24 protein-coding genes are annotated in these 20,557 nt (G+C 39.5%); 10 read left to right on the forward strand and 14 right to left on the reverse strand.

Annotated elements, in window-relative coordinates:
- Window positions 1-12: 12 nt before the first annotated feature.
- Complete coding sequence (locus tag AC2D3N_RS22565; RefSeq protein WP_079680472.1) at window positions 13-699, forward strand: DUF433 domain-containing protein; 687 nt, start codon at window positions 13-15, stop codon at window positions 697-699.
- Window positions 696-1,118 (forward strand): PIN-like domain-containing protein, encoded by a 423-nt coding sequence (locus tag AC2D3N_RS22570; RefSeq protein ID WP_484692214.1) that lies wholly within the window; start codon window positions 696-698, stop codon window positions 1,116-1,118. The genes AC2D3N_RS22565 and AC2D3N_RS22570 overlap by 4 nt, the downstream gene beginning before the upstream one ends.
- 11 nt (window positions 1,119-1,129) lie before the next feature.
- Here the strand turns inward: AC2D3N_RS22570 and gshB are convergent, their stop codons facing one another.
- On the reverse strand, window positions 1,130-2,104 hold the full coding sequence (gshB, locus tag AC2D3N_RS22575) for a glutathione synthase (protein ID WP_484692215.1): 975 nt from the start codon (window positions 2,102-2,104) through the stop codon (window positions 1,130-1,132).
- A gap of 118 nt (window positions 2,105-2,222) precedes the next feature.
- Window positions 2,223-2,480 carry a glutaredoxin 3 gene (gene grxC, locus AC2D3N_RS22580; RefSeq protein ID WP_079680475.1) on the reverse strand — a complete coding sequence of 86 codons (258 nt, stop codon included), beginning with the start codon at window positions 2,478-2,480 and terminating at the stop codon, window positions 2,223-2,225.
- Window positions 2,481-2,600: 120 nt separating this feature from the next.
- On the opposite strand from grxC, the gene AC2D3N_RS22585 reads away from it, so the two are divergent.
- Window positions 2,601-4,040: a trypsin-like serine protease gene (locus AC2D3N_RS22585; protein WP_079680476.1), complete on the forward strand. Its 1,440-nt coding sequence runs from the start codon at window positions 2,601-2,603 to the stop codon at window positions 4,038-4,040.
- 463 nt (window positions 4,041-4,503) lie between these two features.
- Here AC2D3N_RS22585 and AC2D3N_RS22590 read toward each other — a convergent pair whose 3' ends face one another.
- The 3 genes from AC2D3N_RS22590 to AC2D3N_RS22600 form a co-directional block, all read right to left on the reverse strand.
- A complete protein-coding gene (locus tag AC2D3N_RS22590; RefSeq protein ID WP_484692216.1) occupies window positions 4,504-5,499 on the reverse strand; it encodes a hypothetical protein in 996 nt (331 codons plus the stop codon).
- 61 nt (window positions 5,500-5,560) lie between these two features.
- Window positions 5,561-6,526 carry a leucine-rich repeat protein gene (locus tag AC2D3N_RS22595; RefSeq protein WP_484692217.1) on the reverse strand — a complete coding sequence of 322 codons (966 nt, stop codon included), beginning with the start codon at window positions 6,524-6,526 and terminating at the stop codon, window positions 5,561-5,563.
- Between the two features lie 321 nt (window positions 6,527-6,847).
- Window positions 6,848-7,051 carry a hypothetical protein gene (locus AC2D3N_RS22600; RefSeq protein WP_484692218.1) on the reverse strand — a complete coding sequence of 68 codons (204 nt, stop codon included), beginning with the start codon at window positions 7,049-7,051 and terminating at the stop codon, window positions 6,848-6,850.
- Window positions 7,052-7,253: 202 nt separating this feature from the next.
- On the opposite strand from AC2D3N_RS22600, the gene AC2D3N_RS22605 reads away from it, so the two are divergent.
- Window positions 7,254-7,937: a helix-turn-helix domain-containing protein gene (locus AC2D3N_RS22605; RefSeq protein WP_484692219.1), complete on the forward strand. Its 684-nt coding sequence runs from the start codon at window positions 7,254-7,256 to the stop codon at window positions 7,935-7,937.
- An 88-nt stretch (window positions 7,938-8,025) separates the two neighbouring features.
- On the forward strand, window positions 8,026-9,111 hold the full coding sequence (locus AC2D3N_RS22610) for a pentapeptide repeat-containing protein (RefSeq protein ID WP_484692220.1): 1,086 nt from the start codon (window positions 8,026-8,028) through the stop codon (window positions 9,109-9,111).
- A 1-nt stretch (window position 9,112) separates the two neighbouring features.
- Here AC2D3N_RS22610 and AC2D3N_RS22615 read toward each other — a convergent pair whose 3' ends face one another.
- A complete protein-coding gene (locus AC2D3N_RS22615) occupies window positions 9,113-9,604 on the reverse strand; it encodes a redox protein (protein ID WP_079680482.1) in 492 nt (163 codons plus the stop codon).
- A 206-nt stretch (window positions 9,605-9,810) separates the two neighbouring features.
- On the opposite strand from AC2D3N_RS22615, the gene recR reads away from it, so the two are divergent.
- Window positions 9,811-10,422, forward strand: coding sequence for a recombination mediator RecR (gene recR, locus AC2D3N_RS22620; protein WP_484693785.1), 612 nt, complete (start codon window positions 9,811-9,813; stop codon window positions 10,420-10,422).
- Window positions 10,423-10,752: 330 nt separating this feature from the next.
- Here the strand turns inward: recR and AC2D3N_RS22625 are convergent, their stop codons facing one another.
- The 5 genes from AC2D3N_RS22625 to AC2D3N_RS22645 all read right to left on the reverse strand — a co-directional run bounded on the left by AC2D3N_RS22625 (window position 10,753) and on the right by AC2D3N_RS22645 (window position 16,685).
- A complete protein-coding gene (locus AC2D3N_RS22625; protein WP_484692221.1) occupies window positions 10,753-11,931 on the reverse strand; it encodes a tyrosine-type recombinase/integrase in 1,179 nt (392 codons plus the stop codon).
- Window positions 11,892-14,132: a DnaB-like helicase N-terminal domain-containing protein gene (locus tag AC2D3N_RS22630; protein WP_484692222.1), complete on the reverse strand. Its 2,241-nt coding sequence runs from the start codon at window positions 14,130-14,132 to the stop codon at window positions 11,892-11,894. Before AC2D3N_RS22630 ends, AC2D3N_RS22625 begins: the two co-directional genes overlap by 40 nt.
- 99 nt (window positions 14,133-14,231) lie before the next feature.
- Window positions 14,232-15,299, reverse strand: coding sequence for a hypothetical protein (locus AC2D3N_RS22635; RefSeq protein WP_484692223.1), 1,068 nt, complete (start codon window positions 15,297-15,299; stop codon window positions 14,232-14,234).
- Window positions 15,277-15,585: a hypothetical protein gene (locus AC2D3N_RS22640; protein WP_484692224.1), complete on the reverse strand. Its 309-nt coding sequence runs from the start codon at window positions 15,583-15,585 to the stop codon at window positions 15,277-15,279. Before AC2D3N_RS22640 ends, AC2D3N_RS22635 begins: the two co-directional genes overlap by 23 nt.
- A complete protein-coding gene (locus AC2D3N_RS22645; RefSeq protein WP_484692225.1) occupies window positions 15,573-16,685 on the reverse strand; it encodes an ASCH domain-containing protein in 1,113 nt (370 codons plus the stop codon). Before AC2D3N_RS22645 ends, AC2D3N_RS22640 begins: the two co-directional genes overlap by 13 nt.
- A 456-nt stretch (window positions 16,686-17,141) precedes the next feature.
- Here AC2D3N_RS22645 and AC2D3N_RS22650 point away from each other — a divergent pair, with 456 nt between their 5' ends.
- The 4 genes from AC2D3N_RS22650 (at window position 17,142) to AC2D3N_RS22665 (ending at window position 18,799) form a co-directional block, all read left to right on the forward strand.
- Window positions 17,142-17,414 carry a helix-turn-helix domain-containing protein gene (locus tag AC2D3N_RS22650; RefSeq protein WP_484692226.1) on the forward strand — a complete coding sequence of 91 codons (273 nt, stop codon included), beginning with the start codon at window positions 17,142-17,144 and terminating at the stop codon, window positions 17,412-17,414.
- Between the two features lie 146 nt (window positions 17,415-17,560).
- A complete protein-coding gene (locus AC2D3N_RS22655) occupies window positions 17,561-17,731 on the forward strand; it encodes a hypothetical protein (RefSeq protein WP_484692227.1) in 171 nt (56 codons plus the stop codon).
- A gap of 187 nt (window positions 17,732-17,918) precedes the next feature.
- A complete protein-coding gene (locus AC2D3N_RS22660) occupies window positions 17,919-18,260 on the forward strand; it encodes a hypothetical protein (RefSeq protein WP_484692228.1) in 342 nt (113 codons plus the stop codon).
- A 5-nt stretch (window positions 18,261-18,265) separates the two neighbouring features.
- Window positions 18,266-18,799, forward strand: coding sequence for a hypothetical protein (locus AC2D3N_RS22665; protein WP_484692229.1), 534 nt, complete (start codon window positions 18,266-18,268; stop codon window positions 18,797-18,799).
- Window positions 18,800-18,876: 77 nt separating this feature from the next.
- Here the strand turns inward: AC2D3N_RS22665 and AC2D3N_RS22670 are convergent, their stop codons facing one another.
- The 3 genes from AC2D3N_RS22670 to AC2D3N_RS22680 all read right to left on the reverse strand — a co-directional run bounded on the left by AC2D3N_RS22670 (window position 18,877) and on the right by AC2D3N_RS22680 (window position 20,529).
- Window positions 18,877-19,236, reverse strand: a complete 360-nt coding sequence (locus AC2D3N_RS22670; protein ID WP_484692230.1) for a hypothetical protein — start codon at window positions 19,234-19,236, stop codon at window positions 18,877-18,879.
- A gap of 2 nt (window positions 19,237-19,238) precedes the next feature.
- Window positions 19,239-19,586, reverse strand: a complete 348-nt coding sequence (locus AC2D3N_RS22675; RefSeq protein ID WP_484692231.1) for a hypothetical protein — start codon at window positions 19,584-19,586, stop codon at window positions 19,239-19,241.
- 67 nt (window positions 19,587-19,653) lie between these two features.
- On the reverse strand, window positions 19,654-20,529 hold the full coding sequence (locus AC2D3N_RS22680) for a hypothetical protein (RefSeq protein WP_484692232.1): 876 nt from the start codon (window positions 20,527-20,529) through the stop codon (window positions 19,654-19,656).
- Window positions 20,530-20,557: the final 28 nt, after the last annotated feature.

The following is a 20,557-nucleotide window of genomic DNA, read 5'->3' on the forward strand; positions in this document are numbered from 1 at the left end:
GGATTAGAGATCATGTCTATGGGTTTAGATGTTCGTGATTTGCCAAATTATTCCTTAACAGAAGCCGCAAAATATTTGCAACTTCCGACTGGAACATTGAGGTCTTGGGTCTATGGTCGTTATTATCCCACTCGTCAAGGAAAAAAATATTTTGCCCCCCTAATTGAATTAGCTTCGGAAAAAAAACTATCTTTTACGAATTTAATTGAAGCTCATGTTTTAAGTGCTATCCGTCGCCTCCATCAAGTCCCTTTAGCTAAAGTTCGTGCAGCATTAGATTATCTTAATCAAGAATTTTCTGCACCCCATCCCTTAGCAAAATTAGAATTTCAAACCGATGGTGTTAATCTATTTGTTGAACAGTTTGGGGAATTATTAAATGTTTCTTTAAAAGGTCAATTAGCTTTAAAAGAAGTTTTTTATCAATTTTTAAGTAGAATTGAACGAGATCCATCAGGATTACCAATTAAACTATTTCCTTTTACTCGAAATTTTGATATAAATGCTCCCAAAATTGTTGTGATTGATCCCTATATTTCCTTTGGTCGTCCTGTCTTAATGGGAACTGGAATTCCAACTATTATTTTAGCAGAACGGTATAAAGCCGGAGAATCTATTCATGAATTGGCAATTGATTATCAATGTGAGCGTAGCTTAATTGAAGAAGGAATTCGCAGCGAATTGGACTTAGTAGCATGACCGCTCAAGTTATCTTTTTTATTGATAGATGTTTGGGTCGAGTTAAAGTTCCAGAATCTTTAAGAAATGCAGGAGCAACTGTTGAAATTCATGATGCTCATTTTCCCCAAAATATTAGAGATGAGGAATGGTTAATAGAAGTAGGAAATCGCCATTGGGTTGTTTTAACTAAAGATGAAAAAATTGGCTATCGCATCTCTCAGATTTTGAGTATTGCTCAAGCAAATGTGAGGGTATTTGTTTTAGCTTCAACAAATTTATCAGGAGATGCGATCGCTTCCACTTTTGTAAATACTTTGCCCAAAATGACAAAATTTGCTTTGAATCATCCGCCACCTTTTATTGCTAAAGTTTATCAATCGGGGCGAGTAATTTCTTGGAGAAATAATACAGAACTACTCCGAAGAATAGAGTTATAAATTAACTCAGATCAAAAGCGGTTCGTGATTTTATTTTCTACCCATTCTATCACCTGTTTTCCTAAATAAACCCCATCCAATAAATCAATTTCTCGAATCCCCGTTGGACTGGTAACATTGACTTCTGTTAAATATCCGCCAATGATATCAATTCCCACAAAATATAAGCCATCAGCAACTAATTGAGATGCTAATTTTTGACAAATTTGATGTTCTCGATCTGTAATTTCGGTTTTAGCAACCCGTCCACCAACAGCCATATTTCCTCTAAATTCTTGACCAGTAGGAATGCGATTAACCGCTCCAATTGGTTCACCATTTAACACAATAATCCGTTTATCTCCCTCTTTTGCTTCCGGTAAAAAGGTCTGAATCATCACCGGATATATACCCTGTTGAGTGCTAATTTCAATTAAAGAATTGAGATTGCGATCGCTCCCTGACAAAAATAAAATTCCCTCTCCTGCTTTTCCACCTAAAGGTTTTAAAACCGCCGCTCCTTGACGTTCAACAAACTCCCGAATTACCTGTTTATCGCGGCTAACAATGGTTGTCGGAATGCAATCTTTAAATTGCAGTGCGTACATTTTTTCATTTGCTGTTCTTAACCCACTAGGAGAATTAACCACCAAAGTTTTTTCCGGGTTAATATAGTCTAAAAGATAGGTGGCATATAGATAGGGAATCGTGACTGGGGGGTCGGTTCGCATAAACACCGCATCCATATTTTCTAGGGGTTGGAGTATCGATTGATCCACCGAAAACCAGGGTTCCTCAACTTTCCAACGATCCTGATCTCTAATAATAGGAATCAGATTAACCTGGGTTAAAAGCGCCCAGGTTTGACCTGCAATCACATTTAATTGGTGAGCTTCTGTGACCCAAACTTCATGTCCCAAAAGTTGCGTAGCTTCCATTAAAGCAACACTGGTATCATGACTTGGATTTAATTTTTCGATGGGGTCAATAATGAAAGCAAATTTCATCTTTATTTACAATTAACAGTTAACAAATTAAACAAAGTATGATATACTCAATCCAGGCATTTAAAACCAACTCAGAATAAATCAGGAGTGTTTTATTTTGCCAGGATTGAGAATAGAATTAACCCAGTAAAGGATCAAGTTTTCCCTGACGATCTAAGGCATAAATATCATCACACCCCCCAATATATTGATTATTAATAAAAATTTGGGGAAGTGAACGGCGACCATTAGCCCGTTGTGCCATTTTATCTCGTGCTACTTCATCCCCATCAATGCTATATTCGGTGAAGTCTAAGCCTTTACTTTTCAGCAATTCCTTAGCTCGAATACAGAAGGGACAGGTTCTCCAAGTGTAAATTTCAATGTTTGCTGCCATACAGGGTTCCAGAAATTGAATCGTTTTTCTTTATGTTAATATAAAATCAAAAATTGATCCATTTTATTCTGAATACTCAGACTAAACCCACCCAGACTATCCTGATTTAAGTCAAGCAAAATGTCAAATTATTTTTCTGTAATTGCACCTCAACCTCGGATTGCTGTTCCTACTTCCGATCCTTATAATCCAGGTTATATTGTACAACCAGGGACAGGTTTAGATGGTGTTGTTAAGATTCAAGATATTTCTGGTGGAAGCTGTACAGGCTCATTATTAATTACGGGTAATCATATTTTAACCGTCGCCCATTGTGTTACCGATAAATTGGGTCAACCTGATTATTATTCACCCTCAGAATATACCGTTTATTTTAACTTACCCTCGGGTCAAATAGCAATTCCGGTTTCTCAAATTTATATTCATCCCGAATGGAGTCATGATTTTAATTTTAATAATGATATTGCTATTTTAGAACTGGCTCAACCTGCACCTCAAGAGGCAAATCGCTATCAGATTTATACCGAGTTTGACGAGGTTGGTCAGGTGATACAAAAAGTAGGTTATGGTATTCCTGCAACGGGTAATTCAGGACAGAATGGCTATTCTGATCCTGTTCCAACTAAGCGTATAGGGAAAAATCGTTATGACGCTCTCGGTGAGTTATTTAATAGTACCCCTTACCATTATAATAATCAACCTGGCAAACAATTAGTTTATGATTTTGATAATGGTTTAGCCCAAAATGATGCCTTTGGACAAGAATTTGGGATTTATGATTTAGGATTGGGAGTAGAAGAAGTCAATATTAGTCCTGGAGATTCGGGGGGCCCAGGTTTTATTAATGGCAAAATTGCTGGTCTAACCTCCACCGGTTTTACCCCAGCAATGCCGGGTATTGATGTTACTAATAAATTAGATGAGAGCTTTGGAGAATATGCTTCCGATACCCGGGTTTCGGTTTATGCAGATTGGATTAATCAAATTATTAATCCTTCTCCCTATAGTGGAAATGATAATATTATCGGCACAATTAATAACGATTTTCTCTATGGATATCAAGGAGATGATACAATTAAAGGTTTAGAGGGAGATGATAATATTTTTGGGGGAAAAGGTTCTGATGATCTCTATGGAAATAAAGGAAATGATACTCTCTATGGAAATTTAGGATTTGATATTCTTTCGGGTGGATTAGGGGATGATTTTTTAGCTGGAGGTCAGGATTATGATAATCTATATGGAGAAGCCGGAAATGATACCTTGACGGGAGATTTAGGAACCGATTATTTAACCGGAGGAATAGGATCGGATCTATTTATTCTTTCCTTGGTAACCTCTGGTTCAGATAAAATTTTAGCAGATTCTATCGTGGATTTTGAACCCGGTATTGATAAAATTGGTTTAACAGAAGGCCTGACCGAAGCAAATTTAATCTTGGAACTTTCAACCGATTTCCTTTCTGACACAGTAATTCGTGTCGCGGGATCAAATCAGGTTATCGGGACAGTTTATGGTATTTCTCCTCAACAACTTCGAGGTCATTTTATTTCAATTTAACTTTACTAATTAAGCGATCGCTGGTTCAGTTTAACACCGGAGCAATGAGCTAGATTTATATTGGATTTAACATTAATCTGGTAAATTCGTAGTAAGCCCTTCAGGGCTTTTACCCTGAGATTAGATCCCCCTAAATACCCATTAAAAAGGGGGAATTGGGAGTCCTTGAACATGGGGTTAGGGGTTATCTATAGCATTTTGCGAGTTGATGAAATACAAAAGTCAATTGAATATTAATGGTGGGGTGCGGCGGGTTTTTCCAGCTAATCTGTGAGAAACACAAATCAACACAGAACCCGCCCCTACGTTAATTAAAGGGTTTGACCCCAGGCTCAAATCTGATGATTCTGTAGGGGCGGGTTCCCCTTGGGCTTCGATATCTATAAAAAATCTGCCTAAACCCGCCCTGACTATGCCCGATTAAGTCTAAAACTGCTGTAATGCTAAAGAAAAAGTCAATAGACTAATCATCGCTAGAACAACTATCTCCAGAATCACCGGAATCTCCCCAGGAACAGCTATTATCGGAGTCAGAGTAATCATTATCACCGTAGTAACTATCGCCAGAATAGTCGCTATTAGAATACCTGCCCTTCTTAGGGTTTGGAATACATTTTTTCGTTAATTCTTTCACTATCTGATCAGCAGCTTCTTCTTGACCGAGAGGAACAAAAATAGAGCGAGTGATCTCCCCATTGGGTTCATCCGCAAATAAACGAGTTGTCAAAACAAAATCTTGATCGGGTTCTGATTTTTGTAATTGATAAAATAATTCAAATTTTAAGACTCGTTTTGATAAATTGATGCTAGATAAATGATAGGGCGTTCCTTCCCAGCACCAATATTCATCATCTGCATAAAACGCATTTTCACCAATATAAACATCATGAATATCTTTGCTGCTTTTGGCTGCTTTAAAAATCCCAGCTATAAAACATACTAATCCGATTCCGAAGCCAATACAGATCTCTACTCCCAGTAAGTTAATCAGATCTTGAAGCCAATTTCCCGTCGGATGATAATGAAATTTTCTCCCGTTTAAAATTTCAATGATTAGAATAACAATTATTATAAACGGAGACCATAATAATAATATCCCAAGTCCTTGTAAAAAAATATAAGATGCAATCCATTTTCGATCTCGTTCGGTGTATTGCCAGCGATACCAATAGTTGTCAGGGCTACTAATAAAATCTCCGGCTAGTTGACGATTAATCTGATCGGTGATCTGAGTTTTTTTGAGATTAAGAATAGCCGCCCAAGCGATATAAATGACAATCATTACAATTGAGACAACAAGAAGAGTAAAGATGCCAACCATTAATACTAAGTCCTTTGCTATTAATGGATAAATAAAACTCATTGAGATTATAAATAAAGCGGTTCCTAAGCCTAATATTACCCAAAGATTGGGGGAGCCGATTTGGGTTAATTCTTCTTTGTTAGTGTAAGATTTCATAATGTTTTCCTTTTTTTGGTAAAATTTACAGGTGTTTAGGGGGTGCAATTGATCGCATTTTTTAATCTTCAAACTTACAAATTGATTGATCGGGTAGAGGACAGATTTTCTGTTCTATTGGGTTTTCACCCAGGGAAAGCTTTGTCAATTGAGTCAAACTCGATAAGGGGGTAATATCACTAATTTGATTACCATTCAGGAAAAGCAACTCCAATTGAGTTAAAGAAGATAAAAGACTAATATCACTAATTTTATTGTCACTGAGAAAAAGCGTACCCAATTTATTCAAATTCGATAAAGGACTAATATCACTAATTTTATTGTCACTGAGAAAAAGCGCAACCAATTTATTCAAATTCGATAAAGGACTAATATCATTAATTTGATTTCTAGCAAGTTCAAGACCTGTCAATTGAGTCAAACTAGATAAAGGGCTAATCTCGCTGATCTGATTTCCAGCAAGTACAAGAACTGTCAATTGAGTCAAACTAGATAAAGGGCTAATCTCGCTGATCTGATTTCCAGCAAGTTCAAGATCTGTCAATTGAGTCAAACTAGATAAAGGCTTAATATCACTGATTTTATTGTCACTGAGGTAAAGCGTATTCAATTGAGTCAAAGTAGATAAGGGCTTAATATCACTAATTTGATTGCTATCCAAGAAAAGATAATTCAATTGAGTCAAAGTAGATAAAGCCTTAATATCACTGATTTTATTTTTTCTGAGGGGAAGACTTATTAATTGAGTTAAAGAGGATAAGGGGCTAATATCACTAATTTCATTGCTAGATAGATCAATTGTAGTGCTTTCAGATAAAATTTTATTAGCTTGATTACAATCCGTTGTTTCTGCTACTTTTAACAACACTTCAATCGTATGTTTAGTTTCCTCACCTAATTGGTTTTGATTCTCACACCACTGGGCAAAGGTTTTAAACTCTGTTGGGGGTTGGGCTGATAATGAACTGTTGGAGATTCCTAGAGTTAATGCGAGTCCGATTAATAATGATGACGTTAATCTTTTCATGATAGGTTATCCTTTGGCTGAATTGACCCTAACTATCAACGAATAAAACCCTTTTAACTTATTCCCTACTCTAGTTGATAACTCTGGCTCAGAAGTCGGATCATTAAAAGGGAATTATATTGATAGTTGAGATGACACGGTTGGGCTAGATTAGGATTTTTAAAACCCCAATTTATTACGTTAGTTCTTCAACGACTTTTTGCACTTGATCTCGATAGTCTTTTATTTTCATATAACCATCAACAAATTCTTCTAAATCCATCATGTTTTTTCCATCTGCACTAAATGTAATTACATCTTTCTCAAAAATAGGCTGAAATCTTACATAGTCAGTTTCTTGTTTAAGCAGGTGTTTGGTAATGTAATCCGTTGCATCACTGGAGCCGTCTTTGCTATATTATTGCTACTTTCTGGTTGAGCAAAACCTTGTTCAAAAGCAGCAGTGCTTTGAGATAATCCTATAGATGGAAACAAAACTACAGACGAAAAAAGAATTGTTGTAGCACTCAATAACCTCATGTTCATAGCTTTACCTCTCCAGATTGAAAACAGCTATATTAGACTTTCTGGCTTTCTGTTATTAGACTAACTTGATCACTTGTTGATTGACAGTAAGAAAAGGTGATCACTTTAATGTAAAGAAACCTGAAGATAAACAAAGAACAGTAAAAAAAGTAAGAAAAGGTGATAGAATCCAAATAAAATGAGAGTGCGACGTTAATAAACCATGCCAGAGATCACACCAGATGAAATTGTAGCTCTATTAACTCCTCTGTTTCCATCAAATCGGTTGAGCGATACTCAAGAACTGGTGTTGCGGGGGTCTTGGCAGGGAGAATCTTATCAAGAAATTGCCACAGCCTTCGACTATGATACAGATTATATTAAAGGGGTCGGTTCTCAGTTGTGGCGATCGCTCTCTCAAATCCTAGGAACTCCCGTTAGCAAATCTACTTTCCATGCAGTTATTCACTCCTATGCCCATAAATCAAAACAGGTATCTAGTCAGTCTGAGATTATATCAAAACCATTGACAATTCATGATTGTTCTTCCTATTTAAAGATCATAATAGCTAAAAAATTAGAATCAGAAAAAGTTAGAAATCATCCCAAATATTATGGTTTAAACACAGCAATTGATGTTTCCTTTTTCTCTGGTAGAAACACTGAAATCTCAACGCTCAAACAATGGATTTTAGAAGAAAACTGTCGCTTGATTGCTATTTCAGGGATGGTAGGAATTGGGAAAACGGCGTTATCCGTTAAACTGACCCATGAAATTAAGCAACAGTTTGAATTTGTTTTCTATTATAACCTTAATACTGGTTTATCTTTATCTAAATTACTAACAGAGATATGTGATTATTGTTTGATTTCTCTCTCCCCCCCCCCGAATTTATCAAAGAATTGAAGTCGAAATTTTACGCTTTATTGAATACTTACAAAACCATCGCTGTTTAATTATATTTGATGGGTTTGATGCCATTTTTCAAGATAGAATGTTAACAGGAAACTACCGAAATGGATATGAAGAATATGGGCAACTGCTGCGACAACTAGGAGAAATTAACCATCAAAGTTGTATTATAATCACCAGTCGAGAAATCCCTCAAGAAATTGCTATTTTAGCCGGAAATCTTTTACCTGTGCGAGTCTTAAAGTTACAAGGTTTAGATTCTCAAGCAGGAGAGGAAATTTTAAAACTGAAACAGGTTAAAGGAAGTTCTTTAGAGTATAAAAAACTGGTTAGGGATTATTCGGGTAATCCTCTTTTATTAAAACTGGTTGCTACATCAATTCAAGATTTATTTAACAATAGTATCGCAGAATTTATAAGCGAAAATCATCTAATTTTTAATGGAATAAAAGCAATATTGGATCAGCAATTCAACCATTTATCGGAATTAGAACAAAAGATCATGTACTGGTTGACAATTGAGGGTCAATCTGTTTCTATTAAACAACTTGTAGAAAATGTATTTCCGCCTGTTTCTGAAGCCCTATTACTGGAAACTTTAGAATCTTTGCAACGGCGATCGCTAATTGAAAAACAAAGTTTAGCATTTACTCAAACTCATTTAATTGGAGCTTATCTAACAGAAAAAATTATTGAAGATTTTTACCAAGATTTAACTTGGGAACATGACAACAAGACTCCTCGTTATTGTCCATTATTTTTGACATTACAAAATTATCCAATTTTCCAAGCAACAGCAACCGACTCTGTTCAAGAGTATCAAAATTCTAGCCTAGTTCAGCCTTTAATTCAGAAACTTGTCGCCCGATATAATAGCCCAGAAGACGTAGCCGAACAGCTTAATATCATTTTAATCAAACTCAGAGAAATACAAGGCCCCTGCGGTTATGCTTTTGGAACTTTGATTAATTTATTGTGTTTTCTCAATATAGATTTAGTCGGGGCAGATTTTTCAGAATTACCGCTCTGGGAAGCCGATCTCAGATCCCTGAATTTAGAACAGATTAACCTAAAAAATTGTGATTTGACCAAATCGATTTTTAGAGAAAAATTAGAAACCAACAGAGAAACCCGGTTCCTTCGAGAAACCCGGTTTCTGAGGTGCTAATTTAAGCCGCTTGTCGTTCTTCCTGATCAAAACCGTGTAAAATGGGTTCCGGGCCGAATTTAGAAGTTACTCTGAGCAAACGGGGAATTTCAAAACTATTATAAACCCGGAACTCACTTTGAATAGTCGCTTCTGCGGTTCTAACGGCTTGGTTTAATACCAAAGAACCATCGGGGTCAGAAACAGAACGATGGAAGGTTCCGGGGGGAATCCTCAAAATGTGACGGTTGGCATCTAATCTAACAATATGATAGGGATCTTTCCAGGCAAAATTAACTAAATAAAAGGTACGTCCCCCACTCACCGCTAACAAATTATCTTCTTGATGAGGATGAAGATAAAATTGCCAATAGCCAGTTTCCGTATTATTCGGACTAATGGCTGGCCCCTCATGGAATACTAAATCGCGGGCGTTTGAATTGGCAATAGTAATATCAAAAAAACGGACACTGGGGGTATCACGGAATTTATGAAAGGGGATTAATTCAAACATACAGATTTTGTTTAGAGGATTCGTTTTTTTGTGGGTTATCCCTAGCTTAGTCACACTTGTTCAAACAATCAAAACCCATTGAGCATAATTTCCATGCGGAAACCGAATAGATGGGGGGAGAAGGAGAGGGGGAATTTTTAAGCTAAAATGTAGTGAGTCCTAAAGGACTCTCTCAGAAAGCCCTGAAGGGCTTACTACGGTTTGGAATTGGAGGCAGTCCGACGGTTTATACTCGTCCCTTAGCTCGACTCATTGAGCAATTACAGCATTTACCCGGTGTGGGGCCAAAAACTGCCCAACGCCTAGCGCTTCATATTATTAAGCGTCCCGATGAAGATGTGCAAGCCTTAGCCCAAGCGTTATTGGATGCGAAACAGCAAGTAGGTTTTTGTCAGGTTTGTTTTCATCTTTCGGCTGAACCCGTTTGTGATATTTGTCGTCACCCCCAACGCGACCCCGATACAATTTGTGTGGTTTCCGACTCCCGGGATGTCATCGCCTTAGAAAAAACACGGGAATATAAGGGCAAGTATCATGTTTTGGGGGGGGTGATTTCTCCGATGGATGGGATTGGGCCAGAACAATTAACCATTCAACCCCTAGTGCGGCGGGTGAGTCAACAACAGATTAAAGAAGTGATTATTGCCATTAGTCCCAGTATTGAGGGGGAAACCACAACATTATATATCGGTCAACTGTTAAGACCTTTTACCAGAGTCACTCGAATTGCCTTTGGTTTACCGATGGGCGGCGAGTTAGAATATGCGGATGAAATTACCTTAGCCCGGGCATTGGAAGGGCGGCGAGAGTTAGAGTGAATTACCCACACTTCTGGTACGAGTAGAGACGTGCCAATAGCCACGGTCGATTGTTTGACAATGTTTGATCGGCCAACTTCTAACATCAAGCGGTAGGGGCGAACAGCCGTTCGCCCCTACTTGATTCAGACTCCCAGAGTTTCTCTCTCAACCGAATATCGAATAAATCCAAAGTTCTGTAATAGCCACTCCGTAAGGCTTTGGGTGTTGTGAAGGAAAAGCTAAAGATTCGGTTCTATCCAAAATCTATCCATTGTTGAGTATTTGTGCAGTTTTAGACATAGTATTGTCACCAATGGCTACTGTTCCGGTGACAATACTATTTTCGAGTTATAGGTCTGGAATACTCAAGTCAACCCGCCGCCCTGCGTAATGTTTATAAATAACTACTGGCGAGTTTCCCACAAGCCGAGCGACATCCTTAACATCTACACCAGATTCAAGGCAAAGAGTGATAAACGAATGTCGCATTTGATAAGGTTTGCGATATTCGATTCCCAATTCATCAAGAATCTTCTTCCAAATTGTCCGAAAATAACTGGTCTCAATTACTTTGCCAGTCACCGAGGTAAACACTAGATTTGTAGTTGATCGGTCTTTGGCAAGTTTAAGGATTGCCTGGACTTGAGCGTTACAGGGAAACACCCTTTTTTTCTGAGTCTTCAGCCCCTCACATTTTTTCATCCCCCCCTCACCCCTCACAATCGCTGCCTTAAATGTCAATGAAGTAAAATTAGGCGCGATATCCTCCCATTCCAACGCAATCGCCTCTGATGGCCGACACCCAGTAAAGAAGCAGAACTGGACATAGTTGTAGTAGTGCGAAAATTGTTGATGATTTTTGAAGGCTTCTATGATGGTGTCTCGTTCATGCCTTGAAAAAGGATTGATATCGGTTTCCTCTTCTTTAGAAATCCTGGTTAAACTTCTGGATTGGGCTGCCAATCCTTCAAAAGGAGAGTGAGTTAACGCGATCTGTTTGGATTTGATCGCCCATTTTAAACAGGCGTTGACCTGCATTAGTAATCTTTTACAGGTATCAGGGGTTAGATGTTGGGCTGCCCAATCATAGAATCGTTGAGAGTATCCATCATCTATGTTTGGATCGACGTCGGGAAATGGTGATCTTTGGATATGGCGAAGCATGACCATATAAGTATTCATCCAAGTTCCAGGCCTAACTGTATTTTTCTTGGCCTCAATATATTTTTGATAGAGAGCAACGAGAGTGTTGCTCTCCTTACTAGCCTTAGCTCTAATTGGTAGGTAGGATTCTAAGCTGAAATCAAAGCGTTCATAGGTGATGTCAGCTTCAATCCTTTGAGCTTTAGCTTTGGCTAATTTTCGGTTTTGAGGGGTGTCCTGTAATCCTAAATAGATGAATTTACGGGAGTTGAACAGGAATCGTGGGAGGGATAGCCGGAGGGTTCCTTTGTCGGAGGAGACTCCGACTTTCCCCTTATATTTTTTCATCCCGAAACCTCCTGAACTTCTGACAATTTCAGCCATCCTTTCTTGTCCGCAGCGCTGCTAGTCGTCCTGATGTCTAACAGAATGAAGATTTCCCCTGCTGCCGTGAACATTAGATCCTGAAATATCCCAGTACAGCCTCGGTAAATAGGATCTTTGAGTGCCATCAATTTCGTTTGACCTGGTATCCATTTTTCGTAGGGTTCACAATTACACTCGTCGTCGCAGTTCTCATAATCTTGTAATATTTCTTTGACCTGATCCTGCTGATCCGAATTTTTGGGATCAGTTGTATTCACTTCTGGGTCTACATTTGAGGGGGCAAAATTCTGCTGATCCTGCTGATCCGCAATTTTTTTTCTGTTGACATCGAGGTGAATTAAATTTTTTGGTGGATCACCTGGATCAGCAGAAGTTGATGGGGGTGTATCGCTTGAGGGGAAAGGGATAACACCTGATCCGCTTTTTGGATCAGCAGAAGGATCAGCAGAGCTATTTTTCGGATCAGTTGGTGGATCAGTTGGATCAGGTTGAAGATTTGTTAAGGAAATATCAGAAAGTTGAGGAATTTCCCCGACGAAATACCAATAACTTTTTGATCCTGGTTTACGGATGGATGAAACCAAACCGCGACGTTTTAGGTAGCCCAAATCTTTCCCTAGGGTGCTTTCGGAAATACCGAGGGTATAGGCGAGTTCCTGTCTCTCAAAAGGAATATTTGGACGGAGACGGAAGAACTCAATGATTTCTCGTTCACGGGCGCTGTAGTTTTCAACTTGGGAATCGCCATCAATATCAACAACGCTGCCTTTAATATTCCAATGCCAGGTTTCCGGGTTGTATTCCAGGCGATAGGTTCCCGGTTCACGGCTACGGGTTTTCTGAATAATCAGGTTTGCCTCAGCACTTTGGGGATTGTTATTCGTAATGCGTTCAAGCCGCCATACTTGGTCAACAGAATTATGGATGGCAGTGGTGCCGCGTGAACGTCCTTCAGCATTACTGTGATGCAAGACTATAAACGTAACCCCGAAATCACGGGCAATCTTCCGAAGTCGAATCAACGGCCGGGCATATTCTTGATCGTTCTCACTATATTTAGAGTTGTTGGAAACCGAAGTTAAGGAGTCGATCACCACGACTACAGGGTTTTCTGGGTGACGTTCCTGCATCTCTTTGATTTCAGCCCTCAACACCCCATATTGTTCAATCCCCCAATTACTGAGGGGACGGAATCGCGATCGCACTTTTGGATTTTCATCCATGAATCCTTGCTCAATCAGTTGGGTTGCAGTGATTCGTTCTGATTGGTCTGTCTCAATAAAAAGAATCTGGCAAGGCTTGGGAACGAAGTAATCCCCCCATGATTCTCCTGTTAATAATGCCTTGCACATTGACCCGGTTAATCGGGTTTTCCCCTCTCCCCCTTTTGCGTGTTCAAGGGTTATGGATTCAGCCGGAATCCATCCAGCGAGTAACCATTTTTCGGGAGATTGTCCGAATTGTTGAACGTATTCATCAACGCTCATAGATCGGTTTCTGTGTTGGCTATTAATCCATGATGCGTGAAAGTTTAGTAAATCCCTGACACCACTACCCCCACTGCCAAACCCGTACTTTTTCGCAAGTTCTCGGAGTTCCCATTGTTTGAGGGCTTCGTTGTCGTCTAGTTCATCTTCAATTTTTTCCAATTCCTGACAAATTTGTTGGAATCGAATCCGACTTTCTCGGACAAAATTAGTCCGAGCATAGGAACGGGTGAAACTAGAGACTGAGTTTTCTACTTCACTTAATATTGTTCCTAAAGGGGTGTGTTGTTCGTAAGCAAAAGCAATCTGTTTGTAACCATTTTCTATCAGTTTCCTTCGGACTGCTTTTTCTGCAATGAGTTCAACGTATTGGTCGATATTTACTGCCGAAACTGTTGAGTCTAGGAGTTGGGCTAATTTTAATTGTCCTCCTACTCTATCCAATTGTTCATTATTAGCTAAGTGTGTCGCAACGGTCATCAGGTCAGGCGTTTTACCTTGTTTATGCAACGTTAGGCAAGCGTCATAGATTAAGGCGTGAGCATGAAGATAAAAGTGTTCGGGAGATACAAAATCAGCAATTCTTGATATTGCGTTAGGGTCTAATAAAATCCCCCCTAATATTGCTTCCTCGGCTTCAATGTTGGACGGGGGAAGTTCATCATTGAAGGACGAGAAATTATTGATTTTTCTTTCAAGTTGCGCTATCATATTATTACCTTGAAACAATTATTGACCAAGTAAATGCTTTTCATACACCCTGATGGTTTCCCCCTCCAATGAGGGGGATTTTTATTTGTCCCATTTATATCAAGCAGCTTCTTTTTCTCGCTTCTCTTTATGCTCAATAACCATCTGTAACAAGTATTCAAATTGATCGCCATTCACGGAACAAAGAAGGCCCCGAACATTGGCTTCAAAATGTTCCTTGAAAAGATTGACTGCATCGTGAATAGATGATGAAATTGGTGTGATATTTTTGTCAATATCAGTGCTTTCAACATCTATTATCGCTTCTTCTACTTTCTGATCTTCTTCTATTGGTTGCTCATAGGGTTTTAATTCAGCCCAATGAGCGAAAATTCTGTGTTCATTTTTAGATATCACTACCCAATCACTTAGGTTTGATGCGACAGTAAAAACTTCATCTTTCCAAGTTTGTCCCCAAGTAGTAATCGGACAGAAAACAACTTGAATTCCTAACGTTGGTTTCATGGAGCAATCGTCATAATAATTCTGACGGGTTTGCACCGGACAAAGTTTGAGGTTGTGTTCCAAAAACTTCCCTTTAAAAGAGGGGCCGTGAAGCTTCTGGATTTTATATTCAAAACTGTTTTTTTCCTTTAGGGTACGGGAAGATTCAATCCGCCCAATTGTTCTTTCAGCACCGTTAAGGAACTCTACAAATTGTCCTTTTAAAAATAGGGGTTTGGGTTTAACTTCCTTAACCTTTTTCTGGACTTCCCGTACTGTCATCGGGGTTGCAGATTCGATTCGATTCTCTGCTTCTTCTACGACTTCTGAGGGTGTACTTGGCTTACTTAATTCAGCAATCAGAGTGTAGCCATACCCCCCTAATTTTGGGCGGTCTTTTAACATTTTGGCAGCGTTCATCATCCGTTCTGCCGTGTCGATTCCGATTTTGTAGTTTGGGGTAAATTCTGTGGCTATCCACTCCTCAAAATTGCCGTGTCCCAATCGTGCTTTTGCGTCGATTAAGATGTTCCCTTGTAATTCCCATTCGGTTAAGGTGCGGTCGGCAGATTGCTTGAATTCAATGGCTTTTCTTTTTGCCCAAGACGCATCATATTTAGAGAGTTTTTCGTAGAAAGCCGCCTTTTCCGTTCGCTCTGTTTTAGTTGCTGTTGCAAGTGCCATGATATTCGCCCTCCGGTAAGAATACTTGAAATGGCTGCCCATTGAAGTAATGGGGATAATTGAATTTGAAGCAATCAAGGTAATCACCCAATCCCCCTTGAGCGTCATAGAGGTTCAACCCACTATTGAAAAGGATCATTTTGATAATCCAAGCTGCTACATTTTCGGTGGTTAGATTGGAATCTGGATCAGGGATAGGATATTCTAAACCGATAATTAGCATGGCTAAATATTCGATTTGTCCCTGTCCTCCTAATAGGGGTGGGATTGTTTTTAAGCACTGCATAGAGTCGCCTCGGTAGTTTTTTTAATTCCCGATTCGATTGAGTCACAATTAACAATCCCTTCACCTTTGCACCGAGGACAATCGTAGTAGGGGTCACTGGCATGGAGAGGGTTTAAGCAGGCTTCATCATCAAGAATTAATCCTTTCCCTTTGCATCGGGGACAGGTGCAATTTTCCTTTGACGGTAAAGTGAATTTCCACAATTTCTGAAAACCTTTAACATCAGGAATAAGCAAGGGTTGAACGTTTTCTAACTTCCAGGCATAACGCCCTTCTGTCCAATCTCCAAACAGTTTTTCTACGCTTGTTAACTCCGGGCCATCAATGTAAATTTCGGAGATGGGATTGTAATTTTCTTTGGTTGTCATTCGGTAGCATTCAGATAACTGAACCTCTGCAACAATTGCCCCCAAGGGATAATCTAAAGCTTTAATATCTGGCAGGTATGGGCATTGCTCAATTTCTGCCAGATTAAGTTCATCCCAGTTGATCGGGCGTTTTGCGGCATGAATTAGCAATCGTCCTCTGTGGCTTGTCCTCCAGTAACGGGTTTCGTAGGCTTTGAATCCCAGAGCGACCAAGGTTGCCCAAGGTTGATGTAGGGTGATTGCGAATCCCTCAAAGTTTTCAATACCAGGGATTTTTTGCTCTGATAAAGCATTCCAATCGCGGAGGACATCGCTGAGTTCTTTTCCGTCACAGAGGGGACATGGAAGCTTAACAAGTCGGTCTGGGTTATACGATTGAACATCATGGATTGCGCCCCATCCTGCGCATCGAGGACAATCAATAATGTGTGCTCCTAGAGTTTCAGGATCTCCTACAGAACCTTGACCATTGCACCTCGGACAGCGATAAACAGGCTTACCTTCACAGATTGGACAGTGAGCGATCGCATCTTGGCTCAGTTTTGGCTCATCCTCATCTTCTGGTTCTGGGAACTGAACGGGAACAGAAGGGAGGGGGGATTCAACAAAGTTCTGACTAATCGCTTCAATCCAGACGGATTTTTTACGGGTATCGCCTGCGGGTTTGATACCCATCTGGAGAGCGATATCTTTTAGCTCTTTGATTGGTTTAGACTCTAGTTCTGTTGACATCTTATTAATTAGTTAACGACTGAAGGGGCAAGGGGTTGCCCTTTTTTTGTGGGATTTTAACGACCGCTTCCGCGATCGCTACAAGGTTTGTTCATGGCATTACGAGGGGTTAAACCCCTACGGGGTAAAGGTCTTCTGGTATAGATGCCCCGATGAGTTTAGATTGACCGAAAGGTTTTAATGAAACCTGGGGAGTTTCACCCCAGGTTTTGCTGTATATGTCCGAAATTAGAGGAAATCGACAGAGAGAATAGCTGTTACATGGCACGTCCTCAACTCATCAACGGTACGGATGTGGTAACGAGAGGCTTATCACAACAAAACGGTGTTTGCTGTTGGCCTTAGAATCACAACAGAAGCTAAATCCGTGACAGGAAACCCTTGTTTGTCTGACCAAGGGATGGCTTTTTGTTGTTTCCTACATCTCAATATAGCACGTTATCTTGACTTGTCAAATTGAGATGTTATAATGCTATGCTAGAAGAAGAAAACGATCAAGAGGTTAAACGAACTACTTTGAGCCGCCAACTGAGAGAGAAAGCGGGATTAACCAGGGAGCAGTTAGCTGCTCTTATTGGTGACATTGCCGTTTCTACTTTGGCGCGATGGGAAAACAATGGCGTTGAACCGTCTATGACGCGACAACAATGGCACAACTACTGTCGTGCTATAGGGGTAAACTTCAATGACTTGCCAATGGTTTTATCGGAAAAAGTTTTAGTTGCCTAGTAGGGGGTGAAGCGAAAATAAAGACAATATGGGAGAACATTAACCCCCTGTTTAGTTCTCCCTCTTTATTGTTAGCTGATTTACAGTGTCTGTCGCTCGCTAGACACTGTAAATTCACCTCAACTTATTAATGAAAGGAGGAACAATTGTTAGAGACTGACGTAAATGTTGAAACCCCTAAAACCTTCAGGGAACTCACACTAGACTTTATGGATGAGGTTAACCATCAACTAGAAGAAGAAAACATCGAACCGAGTATTAAAACCCAAGTGGAAGATATTTGGCAAATGTTAGATGACATCATTGAGTTTTTGTAAACCATGTTTGACTGTAACACTGATTCAGAGGACACGCTTGGAGACTTCAAAAAGCAAAGTATTGGTTACATTGACTTCGTAAAAGAACTTATAAAGGAGGAATTTTTCGAGCTAACAGTCGAGATTGAACTAGAGGCAATCATGGAAAGATTAATTAAAGTCGTTGATTATTTGTAAGGAGATTGAGATGTTAACAGACAGACAAATAATCGCATTGAATCTATTGGGGACTATGTTCGATGATTCGGGTACGGTTACTTTAATGGCTCAAGATAATCGACTAGCCAAGTCAATTATTTGTGATGCCTTAATTGTGGCTGACACCTTTTTAGAAATGTCTAATTCTGAACCCGATTCAGTGTCAAGCAAAATACAGGCTAACAACCAAAAATTGCAGGAGTTAGTTAACAAAATTCTATTGAATCGGGTTGATAAAATTCATCTGAATGAGAATGAAGCAGTGGAGACAGAAGAAGGGGTTATTGCCTGGATTGATGGTCAACCCGTTTATGTTGTAGAGGAGGTTTAACTATTATGAAAATTACAACCATTTCATTTGGCTTAACTCGAAACGTCGGAAACTACCAATCCTCACGGATAGATATGTCGGCACACTTAGAGGATTGGGAGGACTATACCGAATCATTCCGACATTTAAAATTGATGGTAGCCGATCAAGCTGGGTTTACTTATGACGATGTTACTTCTCTTAGCGATCGCGATTTGAAACTATCAGGGGAACTGAAAAACCTTTTGGCTACGGTTCGGGATAAGCGATCAGAAGTTGAAAGCTTGAAACGTGAAATTCTGGAACTCAACATGGAAGCCCAACGCTTGATCAACTTCAAGCAGTTGGTTGAGTCAATGAAAGCCCAAATGGAAACAATCACCAAAGGGACTAACGACTTCTACGGTTACATGGGTTCAACCCTCCAAAATTTAACCGAAGTTGAGGTCATCTGGAATGGCTTGATGCCTCCCGCCATTGAAGAAGAGGAGGAATTTGATTCAATCCCTTTTGATGATGGGGACTGCAACAGCAACAATCTAGTCCCCTATGAATTTTAAAAACCGCAACGTTGCGGAATTTAGTTAAATTAAAACCCCCCAGAAATTCTGGGGGGTTTTGCGATAAAAGAGCATAATTAATAGACTACCTTGACGAACCCATTAGAATCTCGGTAGAAATTTCCGATACTCAAGTCTGTGATTGAGGTGGGGATGGCGGTCGCACGGAAACTTGTCGCATCGATTCTCCCCGTGACATTCCTTTGTACCATCGTAAAAGCTCCGGGGGATGTCTTCAATTCGAGCCATTCCAATTTTTGGCTATAGAAATCACTTAAAACCCACGGACTGTAATTAGCTGGGATAGTATTAGCTAAAAAAGAAATCCTAGAAGGAATTCCCTGTATCTCATCCCAGTGAACCTGATTATCAGCCAGAATGGTAGGTTTATTTTGTAAGTTATTCCAGGTTGTAGGGGGTTCAATTAATATTGCCATATTTACACTTCATTGTATTTTGCAAATTTAACTCTAATAGTAGCGGGTGCAGCAGCGATCGCACTAATTCTCTCTTTGTTGTACTCAATATCTAAAAGCTGGCGATTTCCGTAAAGAGGATAATCGAAATTAGTCGTTGTTGCCGTGACACCATAACTGATATAAACGGCTTCCGTTCCGGTATTTGAAATACTTAAAATTTTTCTACCTAATATTGCGGATTCGTCTGCCTCAAGGATATCTGCTGCGGTATTGGCAATTAAGGTTGTTTCTTTCGGTTGAATTACTCCGAGGATTTTTTGGGTAATATTTCCATCAAATGTAGAGGGAGGACTAATAATAGCAACCATAATAGAAGGCTCTTTCAATAAATGTATGGATTGATTTTAAGAGCCTTTTACTCATTGTTTAAAGATATCAGAAGGAACCTGTTAAGGTAAAAGTACCGCCCAGTAGTTCGTTGCTGTTTGGCGTGTAGCCTTTAATGATTGCGGTATCATATTTTCCCGTCGTGCTATTGATAGCAACAAACCGCCCAACGTGGCGGCTGTAATCGGGAAAAACATTAATCTTATTGTTGACGGCTTCATAATAGAAGGCGTCACGGGTGAGGCTCCCTATAAATTTATCTCCCAAACCATTGACTTCTAGGTTGACTACATCGTTAGCGATCGCGAACATGACCTCACCCACTGCTAAGGGGTCAAAGATTTGTATAGCAATACTATCAGGCTGATAATTATTGGTTGCCGTGCTGTCAATCAATACAGAAAATTCGATTGGTTTACCTGGATAAAAAGAGCAAATATCAAAAAGTTTAAAGCCCGTCACTCCAGAATCAGAGTCTTTGAGTTTCTGCAAGTTTATCAAATATTGATAGTTGTCTGAATCGTAGGAACCCTCATTAATATCAACATAATTCGCTCCCGTTCCGATAGCAAGTCTAAGCCTCACAGGAATCATTAATTGACCTCCTAATTCATAATTAATTGGTTTAGTCGCTCTAACTAATATTTTAACATTTACGTCACCATCTAACGGTTCAATACTTAGACTGGTAGCAGTGCTAGAATCAACAAATACTTGATTGTTTATTGTCCAGAATGGGATTATTTGTTCTCCCCAATACAGATTGATCGCCCCATCCGAATAGATGCTAATTTCTCTTAAATCCTTGGATTCGGGAACAACAATAACTTTTTCGATAATATTCCCCTCCCATTCTTTGATAAAAGGGTAAGATACCGAACTATTAAGGTTAGAACTGAACGAGTTACCAACAATGAAGCCCATAATGTTATCATATAACAATATACTTATT

The organism is Planktothrix sp. PLAVEN19ND (genome assembly GCF_057220675.1).

Coding starts and splice junctions, on each gene's coding strand:
- AC2D3N_RS22565 (WP_079680472.1), top strand. CDS start 13: ATGTCTATGGGTTTAGATGTTCGTGATTTGCCAAATTATTCCTTAACA.
- AC2D3N_RS22570 (WP_484692214.1), top strand. CDS start 696: ATGACCGCTCAAGTTATCTTTTTTATTGATAGATGTTTGGGTCGAGTT.
- gshB (WP_484692215.1), bottom strand. CDS start 2,104: ATGAAATTTGCTTTCATTATTGACCCCATCGAAAAATTAAATCCAAGT.
- grxC (WP_079680475.1), bottom strand. CDS start 2,480: ATGGCAGCAAACATTGAAATTTACACTTGGAGAACCTGTCCCTTCTGT.
- AC2D3N_RS22585 (WP_079680476.1), top strand. CDS start 2,601: ATGTCAAATTATTTTTCTGTAATTGCACCTCAACCTCGGATTGCTGTT.
- AC2D3N_RS22590 (WP_484692216.1), bottom strand. CDS start 5,499: ATGAAATCTTACACTAACAAAGAAGAATTAACCCAAATCGGCTCCCCC.
- AC2D3N_RS22595 (WP_484692217.1), bottom strand. CDS start 6,526: ATGAAAAGATTAACGTCATCATTATTAATCGGACTCGCATTAACTCTA.
- AC2D3N_RS22600 (WP_484692218.1), bottom strand. CDS start 7,051: ATGAACATGAGGTTATTGAGTGCTACAACAATTCTTTTTTCGTCTGTA.
- AC2D3N_RS22605 (WP_484692219.1), top strand. CDS start 7,254: ATGCCAGAGATCACACCAGATGAAATTGTAGCTCTATTAACTCCTCTG.
- AC2D3N_RS22610 (WP_484692220.1), top strand. CDS start 8,026: ATGTTAACAGGAAACTACCGAAATGGATATGAAGAATATGGGCAACTG.
- AC2D3N_RS22615 (WP_079680482.1), bottom strand. CDS start 9,604: ATGTTTGAATTAATCCCCTTTCATAAATTCCGTGATACCCCCAGTGTC.
- AC2D3N_RS22625 (WP_484692221.1), bottom strand. CDS start 11,931: ATGGCTGAAATTGTCAGAAGTTCAGGAGGTTTCGGGATGAAAAAATAT.
- AC2D3N_RS22630 (WP_484692222.1), bottom strand. CDS start 14,132: ATGATAGCGCAACTTGAAAGAAAAATCAATAATTTCTCGTCCTTCAAT.
- AC2D3N_RS22635 (WP_484692223.1), bottom strand. CDS start 15,299: ATGGCACTTGCAACAGCAACTAAAACAGAGCGAACGGAAAAGGCGGCT.
- AC2D3N_RS22640 (WP_484692224.1), bottom strand. CDS start 15,585: ATGCAGTGCTTAAAAACAATCCCACCCCTATTAGGAGGACAGGGACAA.
- AC2D3N_RS22645 (WP_484692225.1), bottom strand. CDS start 16,685: ATGTCAACAGAACTAGAGTCTAAACCAATCAAAGAGCTAAAAGATATC.
- AC2D3N_RS22660 (WP_484692228.1), top strand. CDS start 17,919: ATGTTAACAGACAGACAAATAATCGCATTGAATCTATTGGGGACTATG.
- AC2D3N_RS22665 (WP_484692229.1), top strand. CDS start 18,266: ATGAAAATTACAACCATTTCATTTGGCTTAACTCGAAACGTCGGAAAC.
- AC2D3N_RS22670 (WP_484692230.1), bottom strand. CDS start 19,236: ATGGCAATATTAATTGAACCCCCTACAACCTGGAATAACTTACAAAAT.
- AC2D3N_RS22675 (WP_484692231.1), bottom strand. CDS start 19,586: ATGGTTGCTATTATTAGTCCTCCCTCTACATTTGATGGAAATATTACC.
- AC2D3N_RS22680 (WP_484692232.1), bottom strand. CDS start 20,529: ATGGGCTTCATTGTTGGTAACTCGTTCAGTTCTAACCTTAATAGTTCG.